The organism is Christiangramia sediminicola (genome assembly GCF_031344135.1).
Lineage (GTDB): Bacteria > Bacteroidota > Bacteroidia > Flavobacteriales > Flavobacteriaceae > Christiangramia > Christiangramia sediminicola.
On record NZ_JAVJIU010000003.1, the window covers coordinates 20,547 to 43,064 of the forward strand.

Sequence of the window (22,518 nt, forward strand, 5' to 3'; positions counted from 1 at the left end):
TACCACATCATATTTATTCATAAAAGAACTTAGAATCTTATTGAAATATTTCATATCATATATGTTCAATCTTAATTCTGGTTTTTTTGATAAAAAAATTGAAAGACCAAGACTTTTTGTTTATTTAATTTTTGGCAGTTTTAGCATTCTTTTGCTCTATTTATATTATTATGTTGACAAAAGAAACTTCCTTGATTTCTATATCATATCAACAATTTTCGTCCTTTTACATATTACTCTAAGCTGTGTTTTAATATTTACTTGGCACCAAGATTTTGAAAGCAAGTTTATAACTAAGATTCAAAAGAAAATCTCACGAAAGAATAATAATTCGTTTTCTCTACAGTGGAATAGTCCAGAGGAATTAAACTTAATTTATAAAAACTTAGACGAAAAAAATTTTGTTGAAGTTATAGATGAGAATTCGGAAAATCTAGATTATATAATTTTTTCAGAAATAATCATTAATGGGAAATTACCTGAGTCGCCTTTATTTAAGCTGAATATGGATAATCGGCAAACAAAATTATTTTTTGATTTATTGAGTCATAATAGTGAAGGATTTACCCTAGACAAATTTTTAAAAATTTTTAAAAACAAAAATAAAAAGGCAACTAGGGAATCTATTGAATCATCATATAGTAATACTGACATCCTCCCGAAAAGACATAATGATTTGAAAGATGTGTTTTCTAATTCTTTAGTAAAAAAAGATTAAGGTTTTAAATAAAAGATTAAGACGTCTTAATATTCAGCTTTTTACCATCCTGTTTTTTCCAAAATTTGGACCTGAAACTCTTCGAAAGTAGACTATGGAAAAAACTCAAATTATTCTCGACAAACTTGTTCATTTAGAAAAAATCATAATGGATTCATCCAAAGAAATCTTAAATCGGAAGGATGTCTCCAATTATACCGGTTATTCGGAAAAGTATATACAGAAGTTGTGTCAAAAGAATATTATACCACATTATAGACCTAACCGGAAATTTGTCTTCTTTGAGAGATCTGAAATTGAAGACTGGCTTCGTCAAAATAAGAATAAATCTATTTCTCAAATAGATCAGGAAGCTCAAGAATACATAAATAAATCAAGAAAAAAATAAGCGTTCAAAACTGCAATTTTGAACGCCTCTATAAATTTCACCACCCTACCATTGAGTATAGTGCAAATTTATGCATTTACTCTTTCGGTATGATATAAATCGATCGAAAAATGAATATAATAAAAAATCATCTTAATGGTAATTTTACCATTATTCCTAATTCACTTATTGAGGATAATACTCTGTCTGATAGATCAAGGTTTCTTTATATTTTTCTGGTACACAAACCGAAAGATTGGACTTTCCGTACGAAGCATCTAAGCAAATGCTTAAGAATGCATCCAGACACTTTTAGAAAGTATAGAGATGAGCTTTGCTCAAAAAGATGGATTAAAGTTGAAAATCAAAAATATATTAATGGAAGATTTACAGAGAAAATTTACCATCTATTTCCAATTCCATATGAATTACAATCGGAAGAGTTAACTAACAATTTAGACTCTGGAAGTAGACGAAATATTCCGTCACAGAAAAATTCAGCTACAGAAGAAAGAAGTGACAGTAAAAGTCAAACACCTACTAATACTAACTCTCAACAAAAAACAGAATTTAAAAATAGTAGTAATAGTAGTTCAAAAGACACGAAAATTTCAAATTATCCAAATCCAAATCCTAGAAAATAATGGGCAGTCAAAAAACATTTAAAGATCTATTTCTTCATAAAGCCAATGAATTATTAATGAGAAGAGAAAATAGAAAATTTGAAATTGACCTTTTCAACAAATATGCCGTTGAATTTTTTATTTCCTATTTCTCAGATTTAGAAAATTTGAAAAAATTAAAGGGTATGGCTCATAAAGGAATTTATTTTTATGGTGGATGTGGTACTGGTAAAAGTCTATTTTTTGAAATTTTAGAAGAAATTTACAAGTCTTACCAAAATCCTGCTCTTAGAATTAAAACTGTTCATACAATTGATCTAACTGATCAATATATGAGTCAACTTTCAAACCCAAAGAAATTAGCGCCTAATGATGATTCTTTATACTCAAAATACAATAAAGGGAATATTCATTTTGAAGATCTTGGAGCAGAAAGCAAATTAAATCATTTTGGCAATTCTGTTGAAATCATGTCTGATTTAATTCAATTGCGCTACTCAACGTCTCGCAGAGTATCATGTAGAACTTATATCTCAACAAATCTTTCACCCGATGAAGCCCGAAAAAGGTATGGAGTAAGAGTTTATGATAGATTGTTTGAAATGTTCAATTTCATACCGTTGAATGGTGATTCTAGAAGGAAATAAAAGAGGCAAGAGCCGTTAGGCTCTGCCGCTGCCAGGCGTGCTAAAGATGCACAAATAGTGCACACTTTAGCGAACCTGGCTATTCGCAGCCGAAGCCGCTCATAGAAAATTTACAACTAAAACTAATTAAGTATGAAATCAGAAACAAATAAAAGAGTAGTCTTTAATTTAAACTTAAAAGATCGGGAATTACTTAAAAATCAATGTCAATTTCTTCAAGTATCAGTCGCGTTTTATGTAAGGAATTGTGTACTGGAAAAACTAGGCAAACCAATTATTGAAGTCAAGAGGAAAGATATAGATGTTAAAAATTACACCACCCAGCTCCTCAAAATTGGAAACAATTTAAACCAGGTTGCTCACAATTTAAACTCTGATTCGAAATTTCTAATTGCAGATCAAAAATCAGTTTTAAAGGATATTGATGATTTAAAAAAACACATCTTAGAAATTAATTCAAAACTGTAGTAATGGAGGATGAAAATAAACATATAGAAAATTTAATGCAGAATGTATCGGATAGTCTCGATCATTTGCTAAAGGAAGTTAAAGAATTAAAATCCACAGAAGAAAAAGATCTGCCTCCAGAGGAAGATCCAAAAGTTCGCCTAATTGTTGGTAGGCAAACTGCAATATACAATCAGCTAATCGAAAAGGAAAAATTAATAAAATTGATTACAGAGAATAAACAGGAAATTCATCATAAGACTGAAAATGTAATTTTTGGAAAAGACACACCCTTCTCTTCAAAACTACTCCTTAGCACTATCATTCTCATTTTTATTAGTTTTCAAGCATTCAAATACATTCCCGAATATCTAATTCATAAGAGTGAACTAAAGGCAGAACGAGACACATATAAAATGTTCTATGATTATGCAGTTCTAAATTCCTTTGAGCAGGATGAGAAAGCTCCTAATGATTTTATTCATCTTAAACAGAAAATCCAATCACATGATACAGCTATTATCAATTATGTCAGGCGACTGACTCCAAAGTACAAGAAATATCTTGAAAAAGAAAAATTAAAAACTGCCCTTAAAAACCTAGAGAAATGATCGTAAAGTTAGAATCTATATCATATGGTAAAAATGCACTGGCTTATTGCGAAAGAGGTGGTGAAGTACTTTTTACCAATAAGTGTTTAGGCAACTCAAGCCAAATTTACGAACAGATGAAATTTCAGGCTAGATTTAATGACCGATGCATCAAACGATTCTTCCATATTAAAATAAGACAAGCACCTGAGGACAAAGGAAAATTAAGTAAACAGGATTGGATCGATATCGGACAAAACTATGCTCAGAAAATTGGGTTCCAAAATAATCTCTACGCATTATACATCCATAAGCAAAATACTGACAGAGAGCACTGTCACCTAGTATCTGTGAGAATTGGTGATAACAATTTAGCTGTACGCGATGACCATACCCACTATAAGAATATGGACTTCTCTAGAGAAATTGAAGCCAGGTATAATTTGCGAAAAGTCGATCGGAGACTAGAGAAATTTAAAGCCCAAGAAAAATTTATATCTACTGACGCAATAGTTCAAGACTTGAAAGAAGAAATTTTTGCTGCTATTAAAATGTCTGATTCCATGGAGGATTTAATCTTTCACCTTGAAAACCGAAAAATAAAGACAAATATTGGTAGAGGAATATCTTTTACCAAAAATGGAATTAAAAAGAAGGGTTCGCATATTGATAGAAAATTCTCTTTAAAAGGTATTGAGAAAATACTTCGTTATAAAGAACAGGAAAAGAGGTTTAGCAGAGGTATTTCCTGGTAGCTGCAATTTTAGAAACATACTAAAATTTTGAAAAATTACTTTTTTCTCAATCTGCAACTTTCCTCATCCAGTTCAGTTTCGATCGTATAGTGCTCAAAATTATATTCATCCAGAAATCTTTTGATTTGAGATTTTGTTTTAATTACCTGCTTAAAGCCCTCTATGTTTTTCAGGATTACATGAGAAGTAAAAACATGTCTTTCCCCTTCCAGTGACCAGATATGAGTATGGTGTAATGACTTTACATAGTCCAGTTCCAGAATTTTATTTTTTATCTCATCAAGATCGATATCTGCAGGAACGCCCTGGAGAAAGATAAACAGCGTTTCCTTCAGCCTTTTAAATACATTGTACAGAATATACAAAGTGATCAATAATGATAAAGCTGGATCCAGATAGTGGATATCCTTAAAATAAAGAACTATTGCTACTATGAGTACTGCTACCCATCCAAGGACATCTTCCATGAGATGCCAGGATACCACCTTTTCGTTCATGGATTTCCCGCTACTCAATTTGTAAGCTGCATATCCATTTACCAATACTCCAATAAGGGCAAAAATCACCATTCCCTGTGCATCTGAATGTTCCGGTTCCAGAATCCTGCCTACTGCTTCATAGATAACATAGACCGAACCGGCAATAAGCACGATACTGTTAATAAGTGCTCCCAAAAGAGAGAACCTCCTGTATCCATAAGAATATTTCGAATTTGCTTCTTTCTTACTTTTGGAGTCAAGATACCAGGAGGTTCCAAGAGACAATGAATCTCCCAGATCATGTACGGCATCTGAAATTATAGCAATACTATTTACATAGATCCCACCTATGAATTCCAGGATCGTAAATGCCAGGTTCAGGAAAAATGCAACTTTCAGGTTTTTCCCTGAATGATCGTGTAAATGATTATGTCCCATCCTCATTTTAATTAGCAACAATTACTGGCGCAACTTAGACTTTTGGATTTTGCATTCTGAAAAGCCTCACGGCCTTCTTTAAATGCATACCATGCAATTCCAAGACTGCCAATAGCATCAATATATGGAATATGCCATATCTCGTATATTCCACTAGAAATTAGTAATATAAAGGATAAATAAAAACAGGTCTTAGTGCATTTAGCATCCGAAATGATGGGCTGGCTTTGAAGTTTTTCTCCCACCTTTAATTTTTCCCGATAAAGAAAATACATGGTCAGGATGGAGATTACTGCAATGATGATTCCTACGACAGTAGTTTCTGGTTCAGATTTATTTAAAATAGCAATTCCTGCTCCAACAATCAATCCGATTGTAAGAATGTAAAGTGCAGAACCTGTAATTCTGAGAGCTGTAATCTCAAATCTATCTCTTTCCTTTATTTCGCTTCGTTTCATCCGGAAAATCATGTGAGCTATCCCTATACCTGAGAGTACCTCCACAAAAGAATCAACTCCAAATCCAAAAAGTGCAAGAGTTTCATCACTGGCTCCAAAAAAGGTTGAAACCAAGCCTTCGAGAGTATTATAGATGATAGTTATTACACTTAAAATCAGTGCATAATTTAATTTCTTATTAAAGTCTGTAGTTTCCATAATTGTTTTAATGATGATGTCCGCCGCCTTCACCTTTATTCATTTCGGCCATTAAATAATAGGCATTATTCAATGCAAATCTTGAATCAGGTGTTGTCTCATTTAAAAATTTAATCTCTGTCCATTCGTTTTCCCTGGCTCCAGTGCTCACTTCCAGGGGTTTAAAGCTCCAATCCTCTCCTTCCTTTTCAGCTCTGAATATAAAGAACTTATCGGCATTCTTGGCTAAAGCAGCTTCAGGTACAGCCAGCGTCTTTATATCTTCCACGGCTATTCTTCCCCTAACATACATGCCAGGAACGAGGTTTTCTTTTCGATCTTTTATCTCTGCATGAACGTGTAAGGCCTTTGGATCCTGCTCGAAATTTTTCCCTATGGAAAGTATACTCGCCTCCATTTCCTTATTGGGCTGTGAAGCGATATTGAAATATACTTTCTGTCCCTTCTTCACCTTCGCTACATCCTTTTCAAAAACCATGAGATCAGCATGCACGTGATGGGTGTTAATAATTTCGAACATATTGGATCTTGCTTCGACGAACTGGCCGGTCTTGATATTTACCTTTTGAATAGCCCCGTTAATAGGACTTAAAACGGGAATCTGTTGCTGGATATTTCCATTCCTAATTGATGACGGGTTGATATGTAACTGCCGAAGCTGCGCCTCCATTCCTTTTAGGTGGCCCTTAGCACTTTCAAGTTCAGATTCAGCTTTCTGAAAAGTTTCTCCAGAACCAACCCCTTCTTCATATAATTTCTTCTGACGTTCAAAATCCTTCTGAAGAAATTGAAGCCTATTTGCGGTATTAATATAATCTGTCTGAACCTTGATGATGTCTGGATGACTCAGGTACGCAAGCACACTGCCTTTATTTACCTCGTCCCCCTCTATAACCTCTATTGAAGTCACATTCCCTCCAATCACCGGGGTTACCGTCGCCTCGCTTTGAGGCGGAACTTCCAGATGCCCGTTCGCTTCCACGAAACCGCTCATCATTCTTTTGTTAAGTGTATCGATCTTCATATCAAGTGCCTCAAACTGGGCAGAAGTAAGCATTACCTCCTTCTGTACGGGCTTATTGGTTGTATCTGAATTCTTAGTTGAATTTTCTTCTGAAGTCTTATTCTCCTTATTTTCAGCACAACTTGTTACAAAGAGGCTAATAGTTACTAATAGGATATTTATGAGTTTCATTTCTTATTTTGTATTTAGGTAGTATTCAATTTCTGCCAGGGCAAACTGGTATTTATTATAAGCTTCAATAGCTTTGAGTTCAGACTGAACCGCGATATCCAGATTCTGGATCATTTCCACATAATCAATAGCTCCTTCATTGAAGGCTAGCAAGGTACCTTTTCGCTGTTCGTCAAGCAGCGGCAATACTTCATCGCGGTAAAACATCCATGAGGACCTCCATTTTTCAAATTGCTGAAGAGCCGACCTGTATTCTGTATCCAGTTGATCTTTCCTGAACTGTAATTCTTCTTCTGCTATTTCCCTTTCAATTCTTGCAGATTTTGCCTCGGCATGTTCTTTTCCGGAAAAAACAGGAATGGAAATTCCTGCCTGGTAACTGTAAAATCCATCCATCTCATTAACTTCCTGGATTCCATACTGAAGATTAAAGCTTGGGAGAAAGTCTGCTCTTTCTACCCTGAACCTGGCATCAGCGACATTCAGTTCGTTTTCTGAAACTTCCAGAGCGGGATGCGCTTCCAGTTCTTTTTGTATGGTTTTATCAGGCACGAGGGTTAATTTAATTTCCTCAGGAACGTCATAATTCCGGCTTCCAAGCCAGAGATTCAGTTTCTGAATGGCAATTTTATAATCATGAACTACCTGGTCCTTCTGAATGCTTATCTCCGTAATTCGGTTCCTGGCAGTAAGCATCTCAAGTTTTGAAATCGCTTCGGTTTCATATCGGAGTGAAACAGCCTTATCCAGTTTCCTGTAAAGGGAGTCCAGTCTGTTGTACAACTGCAATTTTCTTTTGGCAGAAAAGGCTTCACTCCAGGATTTTTTAACTTCCCTGCTTAACTCAAGTTCAGAAAGATCGTAGGAACTCAATGCCAGTTCCACACGCTTCTTATAAAGCTTGTTTTTCGAGGGAATTCCCAGCAGGTCTATTTGCTGCTGCTGAAAACCAACTAGGGTATAGATACCTCTGTCATTATTTAATTCCTCACCTCCGGTGAAAATGTAGGTCCGGCCAAAATCCAAGGCAGCCCCTTTCATAGCTTCTGCCTGCTTGATCCTGCGCTTTTCATTTTTCAGTAAAGGATAGTTCTCCAGTGCGATCTCAACCGCTTCATCCTTATCTATGGTCTGAGCCTGCTGAAGCTTTTCCTGAGCCTTTGCAGAATTTATATTTAAAATAAGACCTGCAATAACTGTCAATCCTGTCAGCACTTTTTTATTCATCATACTTCCAGATTTTTTGGTTTCTGCCCATCTATAAAGAATTGGCAGTATGAATAATGTTAGAAAGGTAGAAGTTACCAAACCACCGATCACAACCGTAGCTAAAGGTCTTTGTACCTCGGCACCGGCTGAACTCGAAATCGCCATGGGCAGAAATCCAAGAACATCGGTCAAAGCGGTAAGCAGAATTGGGCGAATTCTCCTTTTTGTACCCAGTGCTATACGTTCATTGATATCGGCAACACCTTCTTCTTTGAGTTCATTAAAACCACTTATGAGCACCAGTCCGTTAAGCACTGCCACCCCAAATAACACTATGAATCCGACTCCTGCCGAGATACTAAATGGCATATCCCTTAGCCAGAGAGAATAAACACCTCCTATCGCAGCCAGCGGGATGGCGATATAGATCATGCTGGTTTGTTTCAGGGATTTTAAAGCGAAATAAATAAGTATAAAAATAAGGAGTAGAGCTATGGGAACTACTATCTGGAGCCTTTTCCTGGCTCTTTCAAAATTCTCAAAGGCACCGCCGTATCTTATATAATAGCCTGCCGGAAGTTCCAGTTCGGCATCCAGTTTATCCTGAATATCCTCGACTACCGACTTTACATCACGGTTCCTGATATTCACTCCCACGTAAGTACGCCTGTTGGTGTTGTCCCGGCTAATCTGCATGGGACCTGACTGATAGCTGATATTGGCAACTTCTTTTAACGGGATCTGTGCTCCAGAAGGAAGGGTCACATATAGATTCTGGATATTTTCAATACCCGTACGTTCATCAGGCTGCAAACGAACCACCAGGTCATAACGCCTCTCGCCTTCAAAGATCACTCCGGCCTTACCACCGGCGAAGGCCGATTGGATGAGTGAGTTCAATTCTTCGATCTGAAGACCGTACTGAGCGATCTTATCGCGGTTATAATTTACCGTGATCTGTGGTAGGCCTGCGGTAGCTTCCACTTTCATATCTGCAACCCCTTCAATATTGCCAATAAGACCACCAATTTCCTGGGCCTTGGATGCCAGCATATCAAGGTCTTCCCCATAAAGTTTCACTGCTATATCTTCGCGAACCCCGGTGAGCAATTCGTTGAACCTCATTTCCACCGGCTGGGTGAATTCATAGCTAACCCCGGGAAAAACACTGATCTCTTCTTTAATCTTTGCGATCAGTTCATCTTTTGTTTCCGCGGAAGTCCAATCGGATTTATCCTTCAGAATGATAAAACTATCCCCAATATCCATAGGCATTGGATCTGTGGGGACGTCTGATACTCCAAAACGGGTCACTACCTGTTCGATCTCAGGAAACTTTTCCAACAGCAAGCTTTCGATCTTGGTAGAAGTCTGAATACCTTCATCCAGGGAACTGCCAGGTTGGAGGATAACGTGGAAAGCGATATCACCTTCATCCAGTTGCGGGATAAATTCCCCTCCCATCCTGGTAAACATAAAAGCGGCTATTCCAAATAGAAGAACAGAAAAGCCTAATACAAGCTTTCCTCTTTTTAAAGATTTCTGAAGTATCGGCTCATATTTCTTCTGTAACCCGGCTACGAATTTATCTCCCCATGAGCTTTTCTGATTCCTGGCTTCCTTCAGAAATAAAGAAGAGATCATTGGAACATAGGTAAGGCAAAGGATCATGGCTCCAAGCATGCCGAAGATAAAAGTGAGCGCCATTGGTTTGAACATCTTGCCTTCTACACCTTCAAGGGCCAGAATTGGTAAAAAGACGATCAAAATGATCAACTGCCCAAAAAAAGCAGAATTCATCATTTTCTTGGCTGAAGAGCCTGCGATTCGGTCTTTCTCTGCTTGATCTATTTTCCTGTCTTTCTGCATTTTCCGGTGCAAAATAAAGACGGTGCTTTCCACAATGATTACCGCACCATCCACGATGATCCCAAAGTCGATCGCTCCAAGACTCATTAGGTTTGCCCAGACATCGAAAATATGCATCAGGATAAAGGCAAATAGTAGGGATAATGGAATGGTGGATGCTACAATGAGTCCGCCACGCCAATTCCCAAGGAGCAGAACGAGCACAAAGATGACTATAAGCCCGCCTTCGAGAAGATTGCCTTTTACAGTAGATGTGGTATTAGCGATCAATTCACTTCTATCCAGGAAGGGTTTAATGGAAATACCTTCAGGAAGTGATTTTTGTATCTGTTCGATTCTAGTTTTGACATTCTCGATCACTTCATTAGAGTTCGCTCCCTTCAGCATCATGACCATTCCCCCTACGGTTTCCCCGTCTCCATCCTTGGTGAGGGCTCCATATCTTACGGCACTGCCAATTCGCACTTCCGCTACATCATCTATGGTAATAGGGATTCCGTTGGAATTGGCCACGACGATATTTTCAAGGTCGTCAATATTTCTGGCCAGACCTTCTCCACGGATAAAGTTTGCCTGGTGATTCTTGGCGATATAAGCACCTCCCGTATTCTGATTATTCATCTCCAAAGCGGAGAAAACATCTGAAATACTAAGGCCTATTGCACGCAGTTCATCGGGATCTATGGCCACCTCGTATTGTTTGATCTTGCCCCCAACACCATTTACTTCAACTACTCCGGGAACCATAGCCATCTGCCGCCGAACGATCCAATCCTGAATACTCCGTAGTTCGGTAGGTGTATATTCATCCTTGTAGGCTTCATCCACCTCCAGGGTATACTGATAGATCTCTCCCAGACCAGTTGAGATAGGACCCATGGAAGGCTGGCCAAAACCATCAGGGATCTCATCTTTCACCTGATCTAATTTTTCTCCTACCAACTGCCGGGGAAGATAAGTACCCATATCATCTTCAAAGACTATGGTTACAACCGAAAGACCAAATCTCGAGACAGAGCGGATCTCTTTAACTCCCGGTAGGTTACTCATAGCGATCTCTACGGGGTAGGTTACAAACTGTTCTATATCTTCGGTTCCAAGGTTTGGTGCCTGTGTCATCACCTGTACCTGATTATTGGTAATATCAGGCTGAGCATCTACAGGAACATCGGTCATACTCCATATTCCTGCACCGATCAGGACCAGCGTAAAAAGCCCGATAATAAATTTATTATTGATTGAAAAATCAATGATTCTGTTAATCATGAAATTGTATGTTTAAATCAGTAAAAATTAAAAATAGAACCTGCGGGAAAACTCCCGTCAGGACATAACTATCCTATAATCTGAATTAAATGCGCGGGGGCTGGAAAAGGGAATGTGGAATGTCATCTCCTATATCATATCTAAATGAGGAGATCTTGGTAGAAATTTCAGGAACTAGAAAATCTGCTTCCTCACTTTCGATAGTCGTAATATGAATGTGACAGCAATGACACTGGCAGAAAGGACTGCAGTCATCTGCAGCAGCTCCAGAAGATTGAGTATTATCAACCTGATGAAATTCTGTAGCATCCTCAAGAGTCGTCACATCGTCTTCGCAGGGCATGAAGCTAAGCCCAAGGAAGTATACGGAAAATATGACCGCCAGAAATTTCATAATGCAAATGTAGGTGAAAATAAATGCAATGCAATTGCAAGATAGATAAGCTTGCGCCATTCAAATGAAACCGTATAAGATTTATTCAGGTTTTATTAGACCATCCCTCTTTTTTTCTTTAGCAAAACTAGCCTGTAAAATCCTGAAGACGGCATAAAGCCACTGCGTTTTATATACGTCTTTATCAGGATTTTACAGGCTTTTTAGTTATGCACGAAAAAAGAAAGGATTGAAGTCTAACTAATTAAAACTGAATATTATGTTTAAGCGAATTCCAAAAAAGCCAAAACTAAACTCCAAGGAATTAATGATCGAGATAATGAAAGATATCGAAAAGATTAACCTTGGACGGTTCAATAAAAAGTATCCCGTGAGCAAAACAAGATGCACCAAAGCAATTTCAGTATCCATTGAACAAACCTGTAAAAGACTGGGAATAGAATTGAACTGTGAGGTTGAATTCCTATTTTCGGAGAGCTTGAAAAAGAAATACAATAAAAAATACGGCGGTATTGTAGATTTCATCATAACACCTACTGTCGGACCTAAAGTGGCTATAGAACTTGATAGTCGCGATAAAAGGTTTTCATATTCAAAACTCGAAGAACTGAGTCAAAGAGGATATATCTGCTACTGGCTTAGGTATAAAATCAACAAAACGGGTAGACCTTACTACACTTCCTATAAAGCTGACTGCAGCGATCACTATAGAAAATTAGGCTTTGAGAATACAAACGTGCGTATCATAGAACATACTTTTCATCCAACTCCATTTAAACCATTGTGTTAATGATGTTCTGCTTTTGAGAAGAAAACGATAAGAAAAAACCTATTGAGCGGAGCGAAATCAATAGATTCGATTGCATTTAGGTGGATTGATCAATACAATATTGAAATAAAACTATAAACCTATATTACAATAATCTAGTATTTCTTTAATACCATATTATTGCTTTATAGTAATCCATTAAAATCACATTTTGGTAAAAACATATAATCATTTTAAAATAATACTATGAAACAGAAAGAAATTTATATCGATCCCAGCTTAAGTTTTGAAACTAAAAATATGGTAGAAACGTATTTTTCCGTCAAAACCGTTAATGATATCGAGGGCTTTATTTATTCGGTAGATGAATTTCTCGTGAAGTATAAGAACTCTTATATGATTAATGATCTTAGGTCCGCGAAGTATTATGCCATTTATAAAGTCATATGTGAAAGTTGCACTCAAGAATTTGAAATGATAATTCGCAACCGGACTAATATTTATAACCAATTAAATTCCAATATCACCATATGCAATGGATGCAGAATTTTTCAGACTTCGATTGAAGGTGTGATAGGTCAAAGATTTAAATAAATAAATTAGTTAAAATTTGTTACAGCTATTCTTCTTCCTCGGATTCTTTTAAATTTGGATTGTGTTTCTCCCCTTTTTCCCAAGCTTCAGCAATCTTTTCATAGTTAGGGAATTCTACTGGCAATTCCTTAGTCCAGTTTTCAACAAATTTAGGGTTATTGCTATTAGGCATCGGATTTGCATTATTTATTCTAGCTTGAACAGGTGTCCTAACGGCATCACCCATAATTACAGCATGCTGCTGGGGTAAAATTGGTAATTGTTGTAGAATATCCTCATTGGCAGCAGAAACTAACTGGCGAACATATTTCTGATCTTCTGGATTCTGTAACCTGTGAATAATAAAAGAATTACATTGTGACAATACTGTCTTAGATAATTCAGATGGTCTTTGACTAGACACTAGTAATGAAATACCATATTTACGTCCTTCTCGAGCAATACGCTCGAACACTTTTTTAGCTATTGACTCTCTATCACCTCTATTTTTCTCTGGAATATAATTTTGAGCTTCTTCCAAGGCTAAAACAATTGGAAGTTTACCCCTATCACTTTCGGGAAACCGTGAAACAAATTCTAAAATAAGTCTTCCAATTAATCCTGTTATTGTTTCCAAGACTTCATAAGGCAGTAAAGACATGTCTATAATTGTAACTTGACTTGCCTTGTCTTCCTGAAGTTTTTCAATTTCTTCTTTATCTAACTGTCTCTTATAAAAATCAGTATAAAGGTCTGTATCTTCAGATTTATAAACTTTACAAAAATCTCCAAGAATGAATGCAATGAACTTTGCCAGAGCATTTAGAATTTCCGCTGGTTGATTTAGAAGCAAGGGTTGTGAAATCCTTTCGTCCCCCAAATAAGACTGCAATCTTAACCTGAGAGTTGAAACAAACTCTCTTAGCCTATTTCCTGCATTCTCCTGTTCGTTGATTGCTTCATCAAAAAATCTCGTAATTAAATCCTGAAAATTAAACCAAATTGGTAAATCAATATTCTTTTCAATTGCAATTTGCTCAACGTTTTGTGAACTGGAGTATTCCAAGTATTTTTCTTCTAAAATTTCTAAAGCATTTTTTTCCTCTGTTATATTATTGTTTTCTCCTAGTTTTAATAGGGCGTTTTGTATATCAATTAAAAGTTGATTTCCATTTGGATTAATTGAATTTGCTAAACCGATTATTTCATTATCTTCTTTATAATTCCAATTCCCATAGCTTTGTGAACATTTTTTCTTTTTTATATCATCTGGTGAAGAGTCAAAAAGATTAATTATTCCTCTTTCTGTAAATTTGTTCAGAATAGATTTTTCGGAAACCTCTTTTTGATTTTTAGCTAGTCCTAAAGCTCTTTTAAAAACCGGGGCTTGTGTTCCAGATGTTGGTTCAAATAAATAATCATAATCAGCGAAGTTCATAAACCAAAAGGGAACCTTCATACCTTCTTTATCGACATGAAATGGGTTTACTAATTCGAGATTCTTATAAGGATTTTCCTTAGTTCCTTGAAACGCTCGCTTGTATTCTCCATTGGTATCAAATATTACCACATGAGCGTTTTGCAGTTTCTTCCCATTATAATCAAAATCAAACATGCTTTGAATCATAGATGCAAACGTGCAAGATTTTCCCGAACCAGTATTGCCAAGAATGGCGGCATGTTTACCGAAAAACTTATCTGGATTGATTTTAATCTTATAATCAGAAAAGGAAGGCGATGTCCCAATAGGTAAGTAATAATCATCTTCGAAGTTTATTTCCTTCAAATCATCCTTATTCTTTTGGTCAAAAATATTATTCAGATCTTGGCTGGTTACATACCAAACAGGGTTGTCAAGTATTGGGTAATTGTAAACTCCTTGAATATATTTACCACTATTCTCAATAGTACCAATCATAGTGGCTACTAAATACCTTGCAGATTTGGTTAAAAATATCGCCTCTTTATTTTTACCAATTTCAGTTTCATCAATGGCCCGAACACTTGTAACCATAGCTACAATTTTATCAGCCCCTATTGGTATAATGATATAAGAATTTATCCGTGCGACTTCAAAGATATCTTCATAACCGCTTTTATAAAGACTTTTTAAATCATCATCAAGCCTAATATAGGCTCTAAAACTATCAACAGAAATTACTTTACCGATGCTTTTTTCGCTCATTCTTCTCCAGGTTTAGTAGTTTCGATATTCGAAGTTTTCGTACTCAAAAGTTTGTTCAAGGTATTTGCTACATTTTCATTACTATCGTTATTGTTGAAATTTGGCATTAGAGTATCTGCAAATGTTAGGAAATCACCAAAAAACTCTCCTTCAAGTATTATAATTCTTGGATCATTAAGTTCCTTAAGTTTAAGGATATACTCGTTCTGAGTACCTTGAAAGTCCACTACAATAAGTGTAAATGTAGGATTTGATAACGCCTGGTAGATAATATCATTAAAATGGTCATCTGCAAAGGCATACCCAACTGTAATTAAAACAGATTGGGATTGAGTAATGGTTGCCGCAAATTGTCTAAATAATTCAGAATACGGAAGATCAAGAGTATATGACTTTTTTATGGCTGAGGGATAAATAATAATTTCTCCCTTTTTCTTTCGAGAATCTATTAGTTCAAGAGGCTTCTCTTCAATACCATAAAGGTTATTCGCATCCCTGGATTCTGAATTAACCCAAGATAACGAACCATGCAATTTATAATATCTTACAACTTTTTCTATTCTTTGAACTTTACCGGAAGTAGTAGATCCCGGATAGAAAATATCGTATTCAAAAGTTTCTGGTTTGAAGAATCTCTTATGGAATCCTGAAAAACCATCTATATAGTGGACTCCCAGCTTATCAAACGCATATTCAAATGCTAAATCATAATTGGCGGTGAAAATATTTGCACGCCTCAAATTCAATGGTCTTTGTAGAAGAGCCTTAATAAATTTTTCATGGAAAATATATTTACTCTTTGTTTCAAGTAATTTCCCTTGGGCTTTTTCTTTTTCAAATTGACTAGATTTCTTCTTATCAATTATATTTTGTGGAACAATGCGATTCTCTAGATTACAGACATTAAATAATCCTTCTTTAATTGTTGTGATCAATTCTGGAATTTTATCACTTCTAGTTCCATTCTTATTTTCTCCTAGAACAAAATCTTTGGCAATCAAATAATTTAAGATCTTCTCATATTCTAAGGCAATTTCATTGGATTTACCATCTCTAACAATATCATCTTCAATGTGAAATTCCCAACCTTTTTCATTTTGAAAGGTCTCTACTGAATCCTCCCCAATTTTTTCCTTGCCGTATTTTAAAAAATCAGCTTGTAGTGCTTTAACTGTAGTTTCTAATTCATCATTAATACCTTGTAGTTCTGGTTTTTTGTCCTCATCTACAATATACTTTTCTACCTCTATGGGAAAATTTCTTATGGCTACAGCACCTAAATGGATGGAAGTTCCAGACCCAAATAGAAAACTAACGTTATCTAATTCAAGATAATTTTTCATCATTAACTTGATCTTATCAATAATTTTAGCTTGATCCATTGACTCATTAGTCCACTCTGAGAGTTTGTCAGAGTTTCCAAAAAAAATTTTGTTCTTGGTAGGTTCGAAATATTTCATTCAATTAGGTAATAATATATAATTCATATTTGAGCCTTAAGCTCCTATGAGTTTTCCACTATCTCAATTTCATCCTCTGTTAATCCATAGATATTATAAACGAGCTTGTCTATTTCCTTTTCAATAATTGAGGTGTCTTCAGGAGAGTTTTCTTTTCTTAACTTAATTATTTCATTTATTTTTTCAATAAAAATTTTTTGTCCTGCCAGAGAAATCTTTTTTATGGGTAAAGCTCTACATTGTCCGATTTTTGCCTTCGGAAAAACATCATCTCTTTCAGAGAATTTATTTCGAAAATAGAATCCGAATAAAGTTGAGTTGAGTAATGCTAAAACATATTTAGTTTCATAGGGTAGATTTACTAGAAAAATATGGGCTGTATTTTTTACTGTATAATCTTCGTTTGTAAATGAAGCTATCAAAGATTTTTTACTAGGAATTTCACGTATAATTATCCGATCACCTTGAAAAAATTTAGCATCCCGAGGTGCAGCTAAATTTTCACCGTATAAAATATAATCTCCTTTCCAATTCAAGGTATATTTTTCTACCTCAGATCCAGAAATATGTTTTCTGTATCCGTCACTAATTTTTTCTGAAGAATTAAAAATCTTTTGTAATCGATCTTCTTTTGTTTGCGGTGGAGTTCCTTTCCCTGTTTCATACTCCTTTATACCACTTGAAGAATCACAGATATTATCAAGTAGTATTGAATCCTCCTCCATTTTTCTAAGAATTTTTCTGCTCTCTGGACTAGTTAGGAAATCAAAATAATAATTATCATTTTGTTCAAAATCTAATTGCGAAGAGTGTCCATAAGAAAATATTTGTTGATCATTACTAATTAAACAATTTATCAGATTTCCTTCTATTTTGGGTAAGGAAGTTGACAAAACTATGGTATCAACTGTGGCATCGGGAAAAACACCAATAGGTGTATCTATTAAAAAATTAATTTTGGAGGTGCTAAGAATAAATTTCCTAATCTTAGAATTATTCAGATTATTGGTCAAGGAATTAGGAACAATAAAACAAAATTCTCCTTTTCCCTCTAAAAGTTTAAATCCAAGTTGGATAAATAAAATAAAAAGATCTGATTGATATTCTGATGTATCATATTTAGCAAGAAGGAATTTCTTTTCGTCCTTTTCTTTTAAATCTCTAAAATTGACATATGGGGGATTCCCGATCACCACATCAAACCCTGTATAATCCCCAGCTTCATTTAAAACTTCAGGGAATTCGAAACGCCATTCAAAGGCATTTTCATAGATCTTATTATCCTTGATCTCCTGAATCTCTTCTTCCAGTTTTTTGCTATCCTTTGTTAGCTTTTCAACTTTTTTATTCCACTTAGCTTTTTCCCTTTTTGAAAGCTCGAACATCTTAGGTTGCTGCGTCATCAAAAATAACTCGCTTTTAAGCTTATGCAGTTTCTTAACCTTAGAGTCATTCGCAGAAATCTCACTTCTAAAATCATTCTTGATATCATGGATGATGCGCTCCATCTCCCGTTTCTGTTCCTTATTCTCGGCATTCCGGTAGGTATCCACCGCCACCCGGTAACTGTCTATGCTCCATTTACTATCCTTTAAGGCCTTGCTCAGGTCGGCACCCAGGTCGAAACGGCTTATTAAAGAGTTCCCGCACTTGATGTTAATATCAATATTAGGCAGGGTTTCCAGTTCGGTCTCATTCCGATAATAAGCATTCTTTAAAAGCTCGATCCATAAACGTAAGCGGCAGATCTTAACCGAGTTGGAATTGATATCCACTCCAAAAAGACAGTTTTCGATGATCTGTTGTTTTTCATGGAAAAGCGCTTCCTGTACCCGCTGGCTCTCCTTAGAATTAGGATTGTATTCAATTAATTCACCTTCTTCATCAGTCACCACCAGTTCGTCATTCACTACCTCTACCTGGTATTCCTTTAATCTTCTGCCGGTACGATCCTGTAGGATGTTCAGGTCGTTCTTAATGGAAATCATTTCATTTAAAGCAGAAACTAAAAAGTGCCCAGACCCAACTGCGGGATCACAGATCTTCAAATTGTTTATGATCTTATTGGCCTCCTCACGGTCTTCTATAGAATCGTAAAGTTCATCAAGGTTTTTACAATTCCAGCCTTTGGTTTCATTGAACTTTTGTACCACTGCCTTTCTAATTGTTTCCCGGCACATATACATAGTGATAAAACCGGGGGTAAAGAAAGAACCGTCTTTATAACCATTGATCTTTTCAAAGATAAGCCCCAGCACAGAAGCATTAATAAGCGTTTTATTATCCTCCTGTATGGTCTCCCCGCCCTCACTGCTAAAGTCATAGGCATTCAAAAATTCAAACAGGTATTCCAAGGCATTCAGCTCTCCGTTTCTCTTCTTTCCTTTTTTATCCTTGAGCACCGTTGAACTGTAAACTGGAAGGATCTTATCGTCTCGGAGATTGCTTATAAATAAGGTAGCATGCTCTATATCTGTTGGTTCAAAAAGGGAACTGTTCAGATAAGGCACCTTTTCGAACAATGCTTTTACATCTTCATTTCGCTCCCCATATTGCCTGGCCAAAACCTGAAAAAATAAACTATTGAGATCATCATAATTATGGATCTTATCAAAGCTCAAGAATTCATAGCTTCGATCTCCCTTATGATAAGTGACCAATTGCGCTTCCAGTAATTTCAAAAATAGGATGCGGTTAAGCCAGGTGATGCTCAGTTCCAGACCAACATTAAACAGTCTTTCTTCATTGTTCGCCCCGAATTGCGATGGGTTTTCCAGTCGGCCAATCTTATCGGTACTATCCAGCTGTATAATGGCATTTTCCAAAAAAGAACCGGTATTCCGTTTGCCTTCTTTCTGTCGCTCGATGATCTTCTTGCCTCCCTGTTTAGTTTCGGTAAGGCCAATAATATGAAGTAATTCACCATAGAACTTTTTATCCAGGCTGTTGCTGTCGTTGGTAAAAGGCAACTTGAGCAAATGTTCAGGAGAAAAAAGCTTGAAAAGAGTGATTAACTTATTGTCGTCTTTCGGGTTATTATTTCGCAGCGGTTTCTCATAATTGCGGATATCGAAGTATGTAAACTCCAATGTGGTATCCAGTTGCGCAATAAAGGGGTCGGCAATTTCCCGGTAAAAGAAATCGGTAGTTTTACCAGCCAATCTCCCGGCTTCAAAATCTTCGAATTGCTTTACCAGCTTCTTATTTTGTGCAAAAGATTTTTCGAAAATATTGGCATCGAAAATATACCACTCGTTGATATTGGTAGCGACCAGGTATTTTACCTCCAGGTTTTTCTGGCTGATTCGTTCCCTTAGATAATACAACACCAGTTCCTGAAAAGCCTTTACATTAATCCTATCCCTGCTGATCATTTCAGTTCTATTCGTAGGCTTTTTAGCCTCAATGACCACCCCCACCGTACTTTTAGCCTTCTTGCCATTATGTATTACCAAGTCATTGCGTCCCTTAGTATTGATGAAATGATCTGGATCGTAATAGGTCTTTTTCAGAAAATCAATAACAAGGTTCTTATGGAATTCCTCAGACTCGGAATCATTGGTTCGATCCAGTAATTGTTTAAGGTTTTTTTTAAAGCTCTCTATGTGTGAGCGATTGGGTTTTACCTTTAAAAAAGCCTTATTAAGAGCCTTCCTTGGCTTGAGTAAATTGAAACTTTTTGAATCGGTTTCTTGTTCCGTCTGCATGCAGAAATGAGGTTAATATTATTTAGACAGCCTGTAGGGAATGCTTAAAATTTTAGGTATTCAGCAAATGTCTGACAACCTAATTTAAATTTTCAACAATATATAAAGAAGTTTAATAATACCATTTTTAAATCAGCCATTTATAATTAATTGAAAATAGTTAATAATTAGGATTATTTCCTGATAGTTGGATTGTTTCCATTTCGTAAATTTGGAGCATGAAAGTAATGCTCCATTTTTCAATTTCTCAATTTTTGCATTTTCCTTTTGTTGGAAATATAACTGCTGGCTTCCCTTCTCCTGCAGATGACCATTTGGATAAATCTATAGATCTCAATTCTGAAATAATCAAAGACAGGGATGCCACCTTTTTTGGCAGAGTTGAAGGTGATTCCATGACCGGAGCCGGAATAGAACACGGTGATCTTTTAGTAATTAATAAAGGATTGGAACCGAAGAACGGCAAAATAGCTGTTTGTTTTATAGATGGGGAATTTACTGTGAAGCGCATTAAAATCGAGGAAGATATGATTTGGTTAGTTGCTGAGAACCAGAAATACCAACCTATAAAGGTTACGGCAGAAAATGACTTCCTGATTTGGGGAATAGTTACTAACGTAATCAAGTATGTGTAATGTACGCCCTGGTAGACTGCAATAATTTCTATGCTTCTTGTGAACGAGTTTTCAATCCATCCCTGGAAAATAAACCGGTGGTAGTTCTATCCAATAATGATGGCTGCGTCATTGCTCGAAGTAACGAAGCTAAAGCCCTGGACATTCCTATGGGAGCTCCAGCATTTCAATATGAAAAGCTATTTGAAAGGAATGGAGTATATGTTTTCAGTTCCAATTATGCTCTCTACGGAGATATGAGCAGGAGAGTAATGAACATACTTTCCCGGTTCACTCCGGATATTGAAATCTATTCTATCGACGAGGCCTTTTTGTTGCTTGAAGGCTTTGAGGAGCATTTTGATCTTTATTCGTATGGCAGAGAAATGATCAAAGCTGTTCGAAGTAAAACTGGTATTCCGATTAGTATTGGCATTGCACCCACCAAAGCCCTGGCAAAAGTTGCGAATAAGATCGCCAAGAAATTTGCTGCTCGAACGGGTGGAGTTTATATCATTGATGCTCCAGAAAAAACCAGGAAAGCTTTATTGTGGACCAAAATTGGGGATGTTTGGGGCATTGGCCGCCAATATGAAAAGAGATTATTATCTCTTAATATCAAAAATGCTCAACAATTTGTAGAATTACATGATGAATATGTACGTAAAGAATTTTCAGTTGTTGGATTGAGATTAAAAAGAGATCTGTCTGGATTAACCACATTGTCACTAGAAGCTACTCCACTTAAAAAAAATATTGCTGTCACCAGGGCTTTTGAAAGTATGTACAGCAATTATGCTGAATTGAAAGAAAGAGTCTCTACCTATGCCATAAAAATTGGAGAAAAACTTAGGCGGCAGGGTAGCAATTGTTCTCTACTCCAAGTTTTCCTGCTCACAAATTCATTTCGTCAGGATCTAAAACAATACCGTGCTAGCATTTCAGTCTACACCCCCTATCCTACCAATTCGAGCATTACGTTAGTCAAAACAGCCTTAACCGGTCTGGATATGATCTATAAAGAAGGCTACCAATATAAGAAGGCAGGGATCATTGCTATGAAACTTACCCCATCTACCCAAAAACAATTCAAACTTTTCTCTCAAGAAAACCCAAAGCATGAGCAATTAATGAAGGTGGTAGATCAATTAAATTTTAAGGAAAATGGGAAAGTGAAATTTGGAGGTCAGGATCTCGGGCGAACCTGGAAGATTAAGCAAGAGAAATTGTCTAATAAATTTAGCACTAGATTAAATGAATTGATAATTATAAAGATTTGAACAAAAAATGTTTGACTATTTTACTATTCTAACGTTAAAGTCCAAATAACTCTATTTCTGTATTTAAATCTTTAATAAAATACTAAATTATGTACTATCAATAAGTCATTAAATCAGTCAGAAAATAATCTTACCAGATAAATGGATACACCGCCATATTCCAAGGAAATTTATCAAACCTATTATATGAATGATGGCTTCACACATGATTTCGTTTATATAATTCCACAAGATGAACCTATCCATTGCCATTCTACAAATTGGTTTAAGGGTGGTA

General features: G+C 36.1%; 18 protein-coding genes. 10 read left to right on the forward strand and 8 right to left on the reverse strand.

Features of this window, described 5'->3' with window-relative positions; genetic code table 11:
- Positions 1–61: 61 nt before the first annotated feature.
- From RE431_RS07490 to RE431_RS07520, 7 genes are all read left to right on the forward strand, one after another.
- On the forward strand, positions 62–718 hold the full coding sequence (locus RE431_RS07490; RefSeq protein ID WP_309561353.1) for a hypothetical protein: 657 nt from the start codon (positions 62–64) through the stop codon (positions 716–718).
- 148 nt (positions 719–866) lie between these two features.
- Positions 867–1,106: a helix-turn-helix transcriptional regulator gene (locus tag RE431_RS07495; RefSeq protein WP_309561354.1), complete on the forward strand. Its 240-nt coding sequence runs from the start codon at positions 867–869 to the stop codon at positions 1,104–1,106.
- Between the two features lie 110 nt (positions 1,107–1,216).
- Entirely contained in the window at positions 1,217–1,729 is a 513-nt protein-coding gene (locus tag RE431_RS07500; RefSeq protein ID WP_309561355.1) for a hypothetical protein, read from the forward strand.
- A complete protein-coding gene (locus tag RE431_RS07505; RefSeq protein WP_309561356.1) occupies positions 1,729–2,355 on the forward strand; it encodes a P-loop NTPase family protein in 627 nt (208 codons plus the stop codon). The genes RE431_RS07500 and RE431_RS07505 overlap by 1 nt, the downstream gene beginning before the upstream one ends.
- Positions 2,356–2,487: 132 nt before the next feature.
- Positions 2,488–2,823 carry a plasmid mobilization protein gene (locus RE431_RS07510; protein ID WP_309561357.1) on the forward strand — a complete coding sequence of 112 codons (336 nt, stop codon included), beginning with the start codon at positions 2,488–2,490 and terminating at the stop codon, positions 2,821–2,823.
- A gap of 2 nt (positions 2,824–2,825) precedes the next feature.
- Positions 2,826–3,413: a hypothetical protein gene (locus RE431_RS07515; protein WP_309561358.1), complete on the forward strand. Its 588-nt coding sequence runs from the start codon at positions 2,826–2,828 to the stop codon at positions 3,411–3,413.
- The gene (locus RE431_RS07520; RefSeq protein WP_309561359.1) at positions 3,410–4,147 is read left to right on the forward strand and encodes a relaxase/mobilization nuclease domain-containing protein; all 738 of its coding nucleotides are present in this window, start codon (positions 3,410–3,412) and stop codon (positions 4,145–4,147) included. Before RE431_RS07515 ends, RE431_RS07520 begins: the two co-directional genes overlap by 4 nt.
- A gap of 35 nt (positions 4,148–4,182) precedes the next feature.
- On the opposite strand, the gene RE431_RS07525 is transcribed toward RE431_RS07520, so the two are convergent.
- The 5 genes from RE431_RS07525 to RE431_RS07545 form a co-directional block, all read right to left on the reverse strand.
- Positions 4,183–5,064, reverse strand: coding sequence for a cation diffusion facilitator family transporter (locus RE431_RS07525; RefSeq protein WP_309561360.1), 882 nt, complete (start codon positions 5,062–5,064; stop codon positions 4,183–4,185).
- Between the two features lie 11 nt (positions 5,065–5,075).
- Positions 5,076–5,720: a cation efflux transmembrane domain-containing protein gene (locus RE431_RS07530; RefSeq protein ID WP_309561361.1), complete on the reverse strand. Its 645-nt coding sequence runs from the start codon at positions 5,718–5,720 to the stop codon at positions 5,076–5,078.
- A 7-nt stretch (positions 5,721–5,727) separates the two neighbouring features.
- Positions 5,728–6,915 (reverse strand): efflux RND transporter periplasmic adaptor subunit, encoded by a 1,188-nt coding sequence (locus RE431_RS07535; RefSeq protein ID WP_309561362.1) that lies wholly within the window; start codon positions 6,913–6,915, stop codon positions 5,728–5,730.
- Between the two features lie 3 nt (positions 6,916–6,918).
- Positions 6,919–11,259 (reverse strand): CusA/CzcA family heavy metal efflux RND transporter, encoded by a 4,341-nt coding sequence (locus RE431_RS07540; RefSeq protein WP_309561363.1) that lies wholly within the window; start codon positions 11,257–11,259, stop codon positions 6,919–6,921.
- Positions 11,260–11,344: 85 nt separating this feature from the next.
- The gene (locus tag RE431_RS07545; RefSeq protein WP_309561364.1) at positions 11,345–11,653 is read right to left on the reverse strand and encodes a DUF6660 family protein; all 309 of its coding nucleotides are present in this window, start codon (positions 11,651–11,653) and stop codon (positions 11,345–11,347) included.
- A 259-nt stretch (positions 11,654–11,912) separates the two neighbouring features.
- On the opposite strand from RE431_RS07545, the gene RE431_RS07550 reads away from it, so the two are divergent.
- Positions 11,913–12,443: a hypothetical protein gene (locus RE431_RS07550; RefSeq protein WP_309561365.1), complete on the forward strand. Its 531-nt coding sequence runs from the start codon at positions 11,913–11,915 to the stop codon at positions 12,441–12,443.
- A 598-nt stretch (positions 12,444–13,041) separates the two neighbouring features.
- On the opposite strand, the gene RE431_RS07555 is transcribed toward RE431_RS07550, so the two are convergent.
- The 3 genes from RE431_RS07555 to RE431_RS07565 are packed head-to-tail and all read right to left on the reverse strand — an operon-like array spanning position 13,042 to position 20,347.
- The gene (locus RE431_RS07555; protein ID WP_309561366.1) at positions 13,042–15,180 is read right to left on the reverse strand and encodes an ATP-binding protein; all 2,139 of its coding nucleotides are present in this window, start codon (positions 15,178–15,180) and stop codon (positions 13,042–13,044) included.
- On the reverse strand, positions 15,177–16,640 hold the full coding sequence (locus RE431_RS07560) for an SIR2 family protein (RefSeq protein ID WP_309561367.1): 1,464 nt from the start codon (positions 16,638–16,640) through the stop codon (positions 15,177–15,179). The genes RE431_RS07555 and RE431_RS07560 overlap by 4 nt, the downstream gene beginning before the upstream one ends.
- A gap of 44 nt (positions 16,641–16,684) precedes the next feature.
- Positions 16,685–20,347 carry a DUF7149 domain-containing protein gene (locus RE431_RS07565; RefSeq protein ID WP_309561368.1) on the reverse strand — a complete coding sequence of 1,221 codons (3,663 nt, stop codon included), beginning with the start codon at positions 20,345–20,347 and terminating at the stop codon, positions 16,685–16,687.
- Between the two features lie 218 nt (positions 20,348–20,565).
- On the opposite strand from RE431_RS07565, the gene RE431_RS07570 reads away from it, so the two are divergent.
- Positions 20,566–20,982: a LexA family protein gene (locus RE431_RS07570; protein WP_309561369.1), complete on the forward strand. Its 417-nt coding sequence runs from the start codon at positions 20,566–20,568 to the stop codon at positions 20,980–20,982.
- Positions 20,982–22,241: a Y-family DNA polymerase gene (locus RE431_RS07575; RefSeq protein WP_309561370.1), complete on the forward strand. Its 1,260-nt coding sequence runs from the start codon at positions 20,982–20,984 to the stop codon at positions 22,239–22,241. The genes RE431_RS07570 and RE431_RS07575 overlap by 1 nt, the downstream gene beginning before the upstream one ends.
- Positions 22,242–22,518: the final 277 nt, after the last annotated feature.